The 11,970-nt window shown below is 43.0% G+C and carries 12 protein-coding genes and 1 pseudogene; 5 read left to right on the top strand and 8 right to left on the bottom strand.

Annotated elements, in window-relative coordinates; genetic code table 11:
* Window positions 1-25 precede the first annotated feature (25 nt).
* Window positions 26-865 (bottom strand): annotated as a pseudogene (locus tag FTU70_RS07955) (IS256 family transposase); the annotation flags it as partial.
* Window positions 866-1,172: 307 nt separating this feature from the next.
* Between FTU70_RS07955 and ribA the strand changes: the two are divergent.
* Window positions 1,173-1,775 (top strand): GTP cyclohydrolase II, encoded by a 603-nt coding sequence (gene ribA / locus FTU70_RS07950; RefSeq protein ID WP_180060418.1) that lies wholly within the window; start codon window positions 1,173-1,175, stop codon window positions 1,773-1,775.
* A gap of 135 nt (window positions 1,776-1,910) precedes the next feature.
* Here ribA and trpA read toward each other — a convergent pair whose 3' ends face one another.
* Together trpA and trpB are read right to left on the bottom strand one after the other, a co-directional pair.
* The gene (gene trpA, locus FTU70_RS07945; protein WP_180060417.1) at window positions 1,911-2,696 is read right to left on the bottom strand and encodes a tryptophan synthase subunit alpha; all 786 of its coding nucleotides are present in this window, start codon (window positions 2,694-2,696) and stop codon (window positions 1,911-1,913) included.
* Window positions 2,693-3,904, bottom strand: a complete 1,212-nt coding sequence (gene trpB / locus FTU70_RS07940) for a tryptophan synthase subunit beta (protein ID WP_180060416.1) — start codon at window positions 3,902-3,904, stop codon at window positions 2,693-2,695. The genes trpA and trpB overlap by 4 nt, the downstream gene beginning before the upstream one ends.
* 102 nt (window positions 3,905-4,006) lie before the next feature.
* Here trpB and FTU70_RS07935 point away from each other — a divergent pair, with 102 nt between their 5' ends.
* The 4 genes from FTU70_RS07935 (at window position 4,007) to FTU70_RS07920 (ending at window position 6,759) form a co-directional block, all read left to right on the top strand.
* The gene (locus FTU70_RS07935; protein WP_180060415.1) at window positions 4,007-4,888 is read left to right on the top strand and encodes a LysR family transcriptional regulator; all 882 of its coding nucleotides are present in this window, start codon (window positions 4,007-4,009) and stop codon (window positions 4,886-4,888) included.
* A gap of 118 nt (window positions 4,889-5,006) precedes the next feature.
* Complete coding sequence (locus FTU70_RS07930; protein WP_180060414.1) at window positions 5,007-5,579, top strand: nuclear transport factor 2 family protein; 573 nt, start codon at window positions 5,007-5,009, stop codon at window positions 5,577-5,579.
* Window positions 5,555-6,055: a chalcone isomerase family protein gene (locus FTU70_RS07925; RefSeq protein WP_180060413.1), complete on the top strand. Its 501-nt coding sequence runs from the start codon at window positions 5,555-5,557 to the stop codon at window positions 6,053-6,055. Before FTU70_RS07930 ends, FTU70_RS07925 begins: the two co-directional genes overlap by 25 nt.
* Window positions 6,056-6,066: 11 nt before the next feature.
* Window positions 6,067-6,759: a response regulator transcription factor gene (locus FTU70_RS07920; protein WP_005177281.1), complete on the top strand. Its 693-nt coding sequence runs from the start codon at window positions 6,067-6,069 to the stop codon at window positions 6,757-6,759.
* On the opposite strand, the gene FTU70_RS07915 is transcribed toward FTU70_RS07920, so the two are convergent.
* The 5 genes from FTU70_RS07915 to FTU70_RS07895 are packed head-to-tail and all read right to left on the bottom strand — an operon-like array spanning window position 6,756 to window position 11,968.
* Window positions 6,756-8,078: a sensor histidine kinase gene (locus FTU70_RS07915; RefSeq protein ID WP_373685325.1), complete on the bottom strand. Its 1,323-nt coding sequence runs from the start codon at window positions 8,076-8,078 to the stop codon at window positions 6,756-6,758. The genes FTU70_RS07920 and FTU70_RS07915 overlap by 4 nt on opposite strands.
* A gap of 39 nt (window positions 8,079-8,117) precedes the next feature.
* The gene (locus FTU70_RS07910; RefSeq protein ID WP_005177277.1) at window positions 8,118-9,167 is read right to left on the bottom strand and encodes a cyclopropane-fatty-acyl-phospholipid synthase family protein; all 1,050 of its coding nucleotides are present in this window, start codon (window positions 9,165-9,167) and stop codon (window positions 8,118-8,120) included.
* Between the two features lie 8 nt (window positions 9,168-9,175).
* Window positions 9,176-9,955 (bottom strand): DUF1295 domain-containing protein, encoded by a 780-nt coding sequence (locus FTU70_RS07905; protein WP_179995329.1) that lies wholly within the window; start codon window positions 9,953-9,955, stop codon window positions 9,176-9,178.
* A gap of 25 nt (window positions 9,956-9,980) precedes the next feature.
* The gene (locus FTU70_RS07900) at window positions 9,981-11,177 is read right to left on the bottom strand and encodes a cyclopropane-fatty-acyl-phospholipid synthase family protein (RefSeq protein WP_179995330.1); all 1,197 of its coding nucleotides are present in this window, start codon (window positions 11,175-11,177) and stop codon (window positions 9,981-9,983) included.
* Window positions 11,174-11,968 (bottom strand): DUF1365 domain-containing protein, encoded by a 795-nt coding sequence (locus FTU70_RS07895; protein WP_180025613.1) that lies wholly within the window; start codon window positions 11,966-11,968, stop codon window positions 11,174-11,176. The genes FTU70_RS07900 and FTU70_RS07895 overlap by 4 nt, the downstream gene beginning before the upstream one ends.
* Window positions 11,969-11,970 lie beyond the last annotated feature (2 nt).

The raw sequence follows: 11,970 nt of genomic DNA, 5'->3' as shown, positions 1-11,970 counted from the left end.
TAAATAATTCTGTGTAAATACAGTTTTAAAAATACTTGGTTACACGCTCTTCAAACATGATACTAAAGCGATTCATGGCAGCTTTCCAATTCTGAATAGGCATCGTCCATTTTTTGCTTGCTGCCATAATTGCTAAATATACCACCTTTTTCACGGAATCATCAGTTGGGAAGATTTTTCTTTTCTTGGTTGCATGGCGGATAACGCTGTTCAATGATTCAATCGCATTCGTCGTGTAAATCGCTTTGCGAATATCCATAGAGTAAGCGAAGAACGTGTTGAGATTCGACCAGTTGGCAAGCCATGACTTGCTGATTTGAGGATACTTCTCATCCCATTTTTGTCCAAATTCATCTAAAGCCTGTAAGGCTGCGTCTTCTGTAACAGCTTGATATATCTTTTTTAAATCGGCTGTGACAGCTTTGTAGTCTTTCCAACTCACATATTTAAGGTTGTTGCGTACCATGTGGATGATACACAACTGAATATGCGTATCAGGGTAAATTGTATTGATTGCATCAGGAAAGCCCTTCAGTCCATCTACGCAGGCAATCAGAATATCCTTTAAACCACGATTTTTCAGTTCTGTAAGGACTGAGAGCCAAAATTTAGAACCTTCGTTTTCTGACACCCACATACCTAATAAGTCTTTCTGTCCGTCTGTATTGACACCTAATGCTAGATACACCGCTTTGTTAATAATCGTACTATCTTGACGCACTTTCACCACGATACAATCCATATAGACAATAGGATAAAGGGCATCCAATGGTCGATTTTGCCATTCTATTACTTGTTCTTTAACTGCATCCGTCACTTTGGAAATAAGCGTTGGGGAGACGTCCGCATCGTACATTTCCTTGAATGGGCTTTGTTGCACAAAGATTTCATAACTATGTGTTTTAAAAGTTTTGATTATTTTTTGATCCAAAATTAAATTTATTTAAATCAGATGCTTACATATTTATGCAACAAAGCCTCGGTTAACTAAATTTTTTTTAGCTTGGTTAGTTATTTTGTCAACTTAACATTTCACAAAAAATTCACTATTAAATACATAATCTTTAAAAAAGTAAAAAGCTGAAATTTATAATTGTAAAAATTTAGCCGATGCTTTTAAGAAAGATTAAGTAAATCGTATCAAATATAAATTTATATAGGTGTATTCTTCAATGGCTATAGAGTTTGTTTCAAAATCAAAACTACCGACTTCATTTGGCGATTTTGAAATTATAGCGTTTCAAGACCAAAGTACTGGTGAAGAACATATCGCTCTTGCTAAAGGAATGGATACTATTTCTAATCAATCTGTACTCGTCAGAATTCATTCGGAATGCTTAACAGGTGATGCTTTTGGATCACTCAAATGTGATTGTGGTCCACAATTACACTCAACTATGAAAATGATAAATGATGCAGGTCAAGGTGTGATCTTATACTTACGCCAAGAAGGTCGCGGCATAGGACTAACCAATAAAATTCGAGCTTACGCACTTCAAGATCAAGGACATGATACTCTTGACGCCAATTTATTATTAAATTTACCAGCAGATGCTCGTAAATATGATATGTGTACCATTATGTTAGATTATTTAAAAATAAAGAATGTAAAACTCATTACAAATAATCCCCTTAAAATTAAATCTTTAACTGATTTAGGAATTAATGTTGTTGAACGTATTCCTTTAAAAGTTGGTTTAAATATCTTTAACAAAGCTTATCTAGAAACAAAGCAAAAACGCATGTCACATCTATATGATAATAGTGATTTTTAAAAGCGATCACTTTTAGAAAAAAATTCACGTATGAAGTTCCATCTCCCTCTCGGGAGAAGACTAAGATAAAATACTGTTTTATATTTAATTATGTTTTTAAAGAATACGCAAATACCTATCAAAGAAGCTGGCTTATTATTTATTTTCTCTCAGGATTTGTGAAAAAACTGTGACTTTTTCTAAAGTTGCGTTCATTCCTTTATTAAAAAAAGTGTCTACGAGCGCTGAACCGATAACAATAAGATCTACTTTATTGGCTAAGGCTTTAACATGACTTTCATTTTTGATCCCAAAGCCAATTGCAACTGGGATATTAAAAATAGGCTTGATTTCAGCAATCTTTTTCTCAAGATTAGCCAAATTTAAGTCTCCTCCTGTTAAGCCATTTTCTGCAACATGATATAAAAACCCTGTCGCGCGCGCTGAAATTTGCTCTAACCTTTCAACTGGGGTAGTCGGCGCTGTCATTGCAATTAAATGCATATTTTTTTCATTTAATTGCACCTCAAATTTTTCTCGATATCCATATGGAGCATCTAAAATCAATATTCCATCTATAAGATTTTCTGTTTCGGCGATAAGTGTCTCAAAACCATATTGCATCATCGGATTTAAATAAGTCATGAAAATTATTGGTGTCTGGTCATCATGCAGCCTGATTACTTTTACCAACTCAATGGTCTGTTTTACCGTTTGACCTGCATCTAAAGCCCGAAGATGCGCTGCCTGAATGATCTCTCCATCTGCCACTGGATCAGAAAATGGAATACCCACTTCAATAATGTCAGCCCCTGCTTGACCCAATTGGCTTAACAGACGACAACTTGCTGTAAAATTAGGATCTCCAGCAGTAAAATAACACACCAGACCGCTTCGATTTTCCAGTTTCAATTGCTCTAATTTTTGATCTAGACGATTCATGCTGTAGCTCCTGCAAGATATTTTTTGACTGTGTTTAAGTCTTTGTCACCTCTGCCACTTAAATTGACAATAATGATCTGTTTTGGCTGCATTTCTTGAGCAAGTTGAATCGCATATGCAATCGCATGGGAACTTTCAAGAGCAGGAATAATGCCCTCCTGTTCGCTTAAAAGCTGAAATGCATTTACGGCTTCTTGATCGGTTATAGTCGTATATGTAACACGTCCTGTTTCAAACAGAAAGCCATGTTCAGGGCCAATACCAGGATAATCTAAGCCAGCTGATATAGAGTGCCCCTCTAAAATCTGCCCATCTGAATCTTGTAATAAATAAGTTAAATTGCCATGCAGCACACCGACTTGACCTTTGCAAATAGAGGCGGCATGTTCACCGCTATTTGTTCCTTTTCCACCCGCCTCAACGCCAAACATTTTGACATTCAGATCTTCTAGAAAAGGATGCATCAACCCTAATGCATTTGATCCCCCACCAACGCAAGCAACTAGAGCATCAGGCAGTTTATTTTCTTTCAGGAGTATTTGGTTTCTGGCTTCTAAACCAATAATTTTCTGAAATTCTCTGACCATGGTGGGATATGGATGAGGGCCTGCACCCGTACCCAATAGGTAATAGGTTGTATCCACATGATGAATCCAGTCACGTAATGCTTCGTTCATGGCATCTTTTAAAGTCCCACGACCTTTTTGAACACTTCTGACTTCAGCACCGAGTAACTTCATACGTTCAACATTCATTTGTTGGCGCTGAATATCTGTTTCTCCCATAAAAATGGTACATTTCATCTTAAACAGCGCGCAAACCGTTGCTGTTGCAACACCATGTTGCCCAGCACCCGTTTCCGCAATGATTCTGGTTTTACCCATAAATTTGGCTAATAAGATTTGCCCTACACAATTATTGATCTTATGCGCACCCGTATGGTTCAAATCTTCTCGCTTGAAATATATTCGAGCGCCGCCTGCATAAGCTGTTAGGTTTTTTGCATAAAAAAGAGGGCTAGGACGACCAACAAAGTCCGTTAAAATCTGCTGATATTCAGCCCAAAATTCAGGTTTGTCCCGAACAGTATTAAAGGCTTGCTCTAATTCTTGAAGTGCTGGCATTAAGCTCTCTGGCATGTAGCATCCACCAAATTTACCAAAAAATCCCAAGGCATCAGGACCATTACCTATATAAGGGGTTGTCATCTCATATCTCTTTTACTATCAAAACTTGTTTGATCTTAAAATATTTTCATTTTTCTGATAATTGATATATTTTGAGCTTATGGTGTTAGAAAATTTTACAACATGAAACGCAGAACATTACCTCCGCTTAATGCTTTAAAAGCTTTCGAAGCTGTCGCCAGAAATAAAAGTTTCAGCTTAGCTGCCGAAGAATTATGTGTAACCCATAGCGCGATTAGCCATCAAATAAAGCAGTTAGAAGAATGGTTGGATAAAAAATTGTTTATTCGACATTCCTCGACCATCTCTCTGACGGCGGATGCCGAAGAATTATCGCTCGTTTGTACGCAGCTTTTTAATCGTTTAGAACAATGCGTCTTTGAGTTAACTAATAAGACATCTGAAGTAGAAGTTGTCATAGGCGCTTCTCATAGTTTTATGGCAAATTGGCTGATTCCTCGATTAGAAAAGCTCGAAGTCATTTATCCCAATATCCATATAAAATTAATGACATGTAATGATTTAAAATTGTTAGAAAAAGAGAAAGTTGACATATTTATCAATAGCATCAGTGAGCATCATCTACTTCCCAACTTTTTGAATAAATATCTGTTATTTCCCGATAACATGGGTCCTATTTGTCATCGTGAAATAAATCCTCTTCATTCCGTAAATGATCTTTTAAACTATCCATTACTTCATACCCACTCAAATAAAAGTGCATGGCATACATGGTTTGATCAGTTTCAAATAAGCTTTTCCCCAAAATCCAATGACCGTTATTTTGATAGTCTGAATTTAATGATAGAAGCTGCCGTGTCTGGGTTAGGAATTGCCATAACACCTCAAATTTTAGTAGAAAAAGAAATGTTAAATGGAAAGATCATTGCCCCTTTTGGTTTTATCTATTGTGACTATAATTTTTATGCAATGGTCAGAAAAAATAACGAAAATCGTGATGTTATGAATATCATTGATTGGTTAATGGCCGAAGAAAAAAGTTAAACATTTAATCTTTGATTTGAAAACTTCTATTCAATTGCTCATCTATAACGTCTATTTCACATTCTGTTCACGCTGTGCTGCCTAAGGTATAAACATACACTTCATACGGACACTGATGATGAGACTTGTAAAAACACTAATTGCTACAGCCTTATCCTTGCCGCTTCTGTTGTTAGCCGGATGTAAAAGTATTCCCAGTTATTCAGCCGATTACGCCCAATCCAGAAACGGTATTCAGGGGATAGCGCTGGATCAGGCTAAAGCTCAGGATATCGGCCTCCGCTTTACCTCAGCTTTTAATACTTTGGGCACACCTAAATTCGTTGAAAATGCTGGAGCAATGTATGCCGACCAGCTGTTTATTAACGATACCCTATCGCAATTTTCATCCCGTCAAAATCTGCTGGAGCACTTTCAAGGCATGAACAAACGGGTCAGCAAGGTCAGCGTCAAGCTGTTAAACGCTTCTTATCATCAGGACTCTGCCTACGTGCACTGGCATATGACCTATGATTTTAAAATGTTCGGCACGACCCGCAGTATGGACTCTTACGGTATCAGTGAAATCAAGATCAACGAAAACAACAAGATTATTTTCCAGCAGGATTTCTGGGACCCTGCGAACGGCCTGTACCGTTCCCTGCCTTATGTTGGAGGGGTCTACTCATGGCTACTGCCTTTCAAAAAATAGCGATCAGCACGGCGTTAGTGATGGGATGTGGCTTCAGTCCATGGGCCCAGGCACAAAGCCTGAATCAATGCGGCAATGGTCCGCTGATGGTGGGTCAAAAACAGGTTGGAGTGGCCAGATATTTTGCACAAAACTGTAGCCAGTCCTGGGAAAAACAAAATATACAGATGGACTTTTCCTATACCCAGAATATTCCGGAATGGGCATTTAAGCGTGCGGCCACACATTTACTGAAACGAAATGTTAAAGACGCAAAAATACATGCTCTATTCAACCCAATCACCGATTTGTATCGTCCGGTCAGATCAAGCGACCTGTACCGTTTAAAATACAACCATGCTACACAGACCCTAAGCTTATCCCTGAACCAGCAGGGTTTAGGGCAGCTTAAACATCCTCTGGCACAACAATATTTTAATATATGGCTGGGTCCCCAGCCATTTAGTGCTAAATTAAAACAGCAATTATTAAATTAGTGTCTGCCGCTATGTCGAAACATTTTATCCTGATGGTTGAAGACCATTATGAACTGGCCTCTACCCTATGCGAGTTTCTTGAAGAACATGGCTTTGTGGTTGATCATGCCCGCAATCTGAGTGCTGCTAGACAATTACTGAAACAGCAACGCTACCATATCTTGCTACTAGACATTAATTTGCCTGATGGTTCTGGTTATGAATTGTGCGAGTGGTTACGCAATGAAGAGGGGTTGGACTTACCTGTCTTGATGCTTACCGCTCGGGATACCTTGGATGACAAACTTAAAGGCTTCAATTCCGGCACGGATGATTATCTGGTCAAGCCCTTTGACTTTAACGAGCTAGTGGTTCGGGTCAAGGCCCTGATCAAACGTTCCCTGGGTGAAGTATCTAGCAGTCGTCTGCAAATTCATGACCTAATTTTGGACCCAGCAACACAACAGCTAACTCGAGCTGGGCAGAACATTGAATTGCCTCCGATTCAGTTTAAACTTTTGAAGCTACTAATGCGACATTCTCCTAAAGTACTGACCAAACAGGAAATTATGATGCAGCTTTGGGGTGACGAAGAGCCAGAAAGTGATGCTCTGCGCAGTCATATCTATAATTTACGCAAAATGGTCGATAAACCCTTTGAACAAAAGCTGATTCACACCATATCCGGGATTGGTTTAAAGATTGCTTTCGAAGATGAAGCCTAATTTAGGTACACAACGACAATCAGTCCAGTGGTCATTGCCAGGTCAACATTCTGATGAGTGCAAAGATAATATTGCCTGTCAAACAGCTCCACACGCCAACCTAGCTGTTTGCATAGCTTTTGCACCAATTGCAATCCAATGCCATGCCCTTTGATTTCCAGTTGTAGCTGCTGGCCAGACAGTTCCTGAACCTTAGAATTGTTAGGTAAAGGCATGCCGACCCCATTGTCAGCAATCAGCACTTTATTTTTTTCCAGAATCACATCAATTTCTGTGCCCTGTGAATAGTTCAGCGCATTGCGCAGAATATTACCAAACACCATTTTGGTCATGGATGGGTAAAGTTTACGCGGCTGTTCATCGAGGTCTTTTTGCAGGTCAATCTGCATGCCTTTGTTATGACTGACACTCTCTAGATCCTGCACCAGATTGTCCAGACATTCTGAAAGCATGGTCGGTTCAGCAGTTAAAGTATTGGTGGTATTGCGGGCAATGGCCAGCAAGGTATCGACCAGCAGCTGCATGTCTTCAATGGTGTTATGCAGGCGGGTAAAGGACTTGTTGTCGCCATAGCGTGCCTGACACAGCTGCACATTGCCTTTTAAAATGGTCAGTGGCGTGCGCAGCTCATGGCTAACATCTCCGGTAAATTCACGCTCACGCTGAATAAATTCGCTTAATACCTGATGATATTTTTCCAGCGCCTGCTTGAGGTATTCAGCTTCCAGATTGGAGTCGGTGCGGATGTCCTGAAAAGGCGAAGCCTGATTTTTCTGATGTTCCCAGTCGATATGTTCCAGCGCATTGGCCAACCGGGTAATCGGGGAAAAATAACGTCGGGCCCGACGGTTCCACCACCACAATACGCTATATAGCACAAACAGGCTGACCATCAGCGGTGCCAGACCAAACAGCCAGACCAGCTTGTTGACGTTGCTTTCGCCAAACACCAGCAGCACATGCTGTCCGTCTTTTTCACCATACACGGTCATGCGCTCCTTGCCATCGACAAAATGCCGGTTCACCCCTTGCTCAAGCTGCATGTGGCGAAATTGGACTGGCGGCACATCGCTCCAGCGGTAACCATACAGGTTTTTGGTGTCGGGCAGTTCAGCAGCTGGATTACGTTCCAGCCGCTGCCAGTAGTGTGACATTTCCTGTTCTAGCGCAGTTCTGAGCAGGGAACCCTTGATTACCCAAGCACTACAGCCAATCCCGATCACCACAGACAGGGCAATGAATCCGATTTGCAGCCAGTAATAGCGGTTAAACACCTCACCCAGAGGATGATCGTGTTTGTCCCTGAACAGCTTTAACATTGGTGCATTCCCCGCTGGCCCATCCGATTCGCCATTCAATTATACGGTTTTCTTTTTAAACAGAAAGTGACCGATCACCCACTCGCGTCCATGCTCATAACCGAACAGCTCGGCACAGGCCATAAAGAAAATCCGCCAGCGTTGCCACCAGATGGCGGCATCTGCACCATAGGTCTGTTCAAACAGGGGCTGCAGCTCGACCTGTTTCCGGTCCATGTTCTCCAGCCAGGCATTTGCGGTGCGTTCATACTGCGTGCCGGCCCATTGCCAGTGCTGCTCTAATTGCAAATGCTGCTGGAAATGCAGAAAGGTCGAAGCTGCCGGCATCAGTCCGCCACTAAAGAAATATCTCGACATCCAGTCGAATTCATTTTTCACTTCAAACGGATAATGCAGGAAACGGTGACAGAAAATATGGCACCAGAGCAGACCATCCGCTTTCAGCCAGCTGCTGATATTTTCAAACAGTTTCTGGTAATTACGTACGTGTTCAAACATTTCCACCGAAACCACGCGGTCAAAGGACGCGGGTTCCAGTTGCAGCACATTGACGTCGCAGGTGATCACCGTCAGGTTCTGCAGTTTTTTCAGACGCGCCTGTTCCTGAATATACTGGCGCTGGGTCGAGGAATTCGACACCACCGTGATACGGGCCTTGGGATAATGCTCGGCCATATACAGACTCAAAGATCCCCAGCCACAGCCAATTTCCAGAATATCCTGTCCATCTTTTAACTGTGCACGCTGGCAATAGCTGGCCAGTGCCGCTTCTTCCGCCTGATCCAGCGTGGTATGAGTATGTTCAAACAGGCTGGCACTGTATTTCAGACGCTTGCCCAGTACTGCCTGGAAAAATGCGGTGGGCAGTTCATAGTGCTGTTCATTGGCCTTGTCGGTCTCGATGGCAATCTCGCTGTTTTTCAGCATATGCAGCACATCCATATAGCGCCGGGCTGCCAGTGCCGGGTCAAAGCGTCCTTCCTGTGCCAGACGTTTTTTGCTTAGGCTGCGAATGCCGGCGCGAATGACCGAATCGGGCAGCTTGCCGCTTTCGACCAGTTTTAAAGATTGTTGAATCATAAAGTCCATGTATTTACCTACTGTTTGGGTGGCCACGGAATAAACATTGAAGTTCGTCGTTGATAGTCTTTATAGTTGTCGCCGCGATGTGCCAGCGCCTGTTGTTCACTAAAGGGAATCCCGGTGATGTAGTACAGAAACAGCCACATCAGCAGCGGATAAATCCATAATCCATAGGCACCTGCTGCCAGACCAAGGACCGGATAGGCAAACCAGTGCAGCCATTCAAAGAAATAATTGGGATGGCGCGAATATTTCCACAAACCCTGATCCATGGTTTTACCTTGATTCTGTGGATCTAGCTTAAAACGGTAAAGTTGCTGATCGGCAGTGCTTTCGCCTATCAAAGCGGATAGCATGATCATGCCCGCCACAATCACAGTGACCAAAGTCCAGTCATTCCATTGCTCGGTCGAGATACTTAACAGCTTCAGCATTGGGTAAGAAAACAGTAGAGCCAATCCTGCCTGAAATATAAAAAACACCAGAAAACCAAGATGCTGATACTCCCCCATCGCTCGGCGCATGTTGGCATAACGCGTGTCTTCTTGGGTTTCACTGGCATAGCGCCGTAACAGATGCCAAGTCAGCCGTGAAAACCAGATCCCACTCGCCAGTCCCAGAAATAAGCGAACCAACATCGGTGCACTGTCAATCGCCCAAGCGGCAATAATCACATTGAGTGCAATACTGAAACTCCACGCTACATCGACCAGTCCGGCACGCTGGTTATAGGTCACCAGCAGCCAGCTACACAGCATAATGAAGACATTCAGCACCAGTAAATTCAGCAGCATGTCAACCCTCCTGCTTTATCTTGGCTTAGTAGGCACTGGCTTCGAACAGCAGATGTACATCACTGATCACGCCTTCGCGGAAGCCACCTTCGCAATAACACAGATAAAAATCCCACATGCGGATAAAACGCTCATCAAAGCCAAGCCCAAGTACCTGATCATGCTGCTGCAAGAAACGCTGACGCCAACACTTCAGGGTTTGTGCATAGCTTTGACCAATATCTTCCAGATGTTTGAGACGAAGTTTTTGCTCAGAAGCCGTTTGCGTCATAACACTGATACATGGAATAAAACTACCGGGGAAAATATAACGCTTGATGTAATCCACCGTATTTAAAGCTTTAATATAGCGTGCATCTTCAATCGTAATCGCCTGTATCAAGGCCAGACCATTCGGCTTGAGGAGCTCGCGGCATTTTCGGAAATAAGTTGATAAATATTGCTCACCAACTGCTTCAATCATTTCAATGGACACCAATTTGTCGTATTTACCCTCGAGTAAACGGTAGTCCTGAAGCTGTACAGACACCCGATGAGACAGCCCTGCTTCAGCAACTCGGGCGAGTGCTTCATCGTACTGAGCTTTGGAAATGGTAATGGTAGTCACCCTACAGCCATAATGCTGAGCCGCATAAATGGCAAAACCGCCCCAGCCGCTGCCAATTTCAACCAAATGATCCATCGGTTTGAGTTGCAGTTTCTGGCAAATCAGTTCTTTTTTATAATCCGAAGCCTGTTCCAGGGTCATGCCCGGCTCTTTAAACACCGCACTGGAATACATCATGCTGGAATCTAGGAACAGCTTGAAAAAGTCATTGCTCAGGTCATAATGCTCGGCAATATTTTTGCGGCTGCCATCAATCGAATTCTTGCGCGATTTATACCAGACCTTTAACAGTAACTGGCTGGCTTTGGCCACTGCATTCTGATTCATCTGGTCCAGCACATCGCGGTTACGTGCCAAAATGCGGATCACATCGACCAGATCTTCACTGCTCCAGTAGCCACGGATAAAACCTTCGGCAGCACCCAGTACACCATTACGGAACAGCAGATCCATCAGACGAACATCATGCACCTGTATCACCGCCTGTAAATCGCTATTTTCCCCGACAGCCCCGTTCCAGACGCCTTTAAAAATCAGCTGACCATGGCGTAATTTCAGCAGGTGGCGCAGTACCACCGGCAGTGTGCTTTGCTCTCCCATGAATAGTGTCTTCATCGCAATGTGTTTCCTTTTTCTTTTTTAGGATGTCGGTAAAATGGAACTTTCTTTTTCCATAAACGAAAGGCGTGCAGATAAATTCCGCTGACCATCCTGAAGGGTTCAAGAACTTTCATTACAGCATAGCGATGCTGCTGTGAAGGAACCGTGATGGCCTGCAAGGAAAATTTCAGGGTGGCATCGAATTGCAAGATTCCCTGCTCAAACAGCTGCATATGAATCACGTTCTGCCGATCCGAAAAGCTGAAGCGCCAGCGATAATCCAGCCCCATCGGCATGAACGGCGACACATGAAAGGCCTTTTTAAAGTCAAACTGGTGACTCTGGTACGGCGCATGTTCGTCTGCATTGTTCCGGCAGTCGTGAATGTAGACCTGTCGTTCATTCCACGGTGTGTTGGTGATTTCACTCAGCACAAAGAGCAACTGGTCGGTGGCACCAAAGACCAGATAAAACACTACGGAATTGAAACGGAAACCCAGTGTGCGCGGCAAGGCCAGCACCCGGATGGAAGCGGCATGCGGTAACAGATAGTTTTCCCGCTTGATTAGCAGGCGTGCAACTTTCTGCCGGATTGAACCACATTCCATGCTCAGAAAATCGCGCTCATCCAGGGTCAGAAAATTCCAGCGGCTGGAAGACCAGAGCCAGGATTTACCGGTAAAGGTCGCGAGCTGATCCGGATCAAACCATAGATAGGTTAGCTGGGTCTCAAAAGCATGGGCTTTGGGCAAATAACGTCGGTGCCGGATTTCGGCAGAGGCAATCGCCAGTGGATACATCTGCATCA

Origin of the sequence: Acinetobacter sp. YH12135 (assembly GCF_013418565.1) — a bacterium.
Taxonomy (GTDB): Bacteria; Pseudomonadota; Gammaproteobacteria; order Pseudomonadales; family Moraxellaceae; genus Acinetobacter; species Acinetobacter towneri.
Note: the sequence above shows the minus strand (reverse complement) of the source record. Positions and strands in the feature narration are given on the sequence as shown.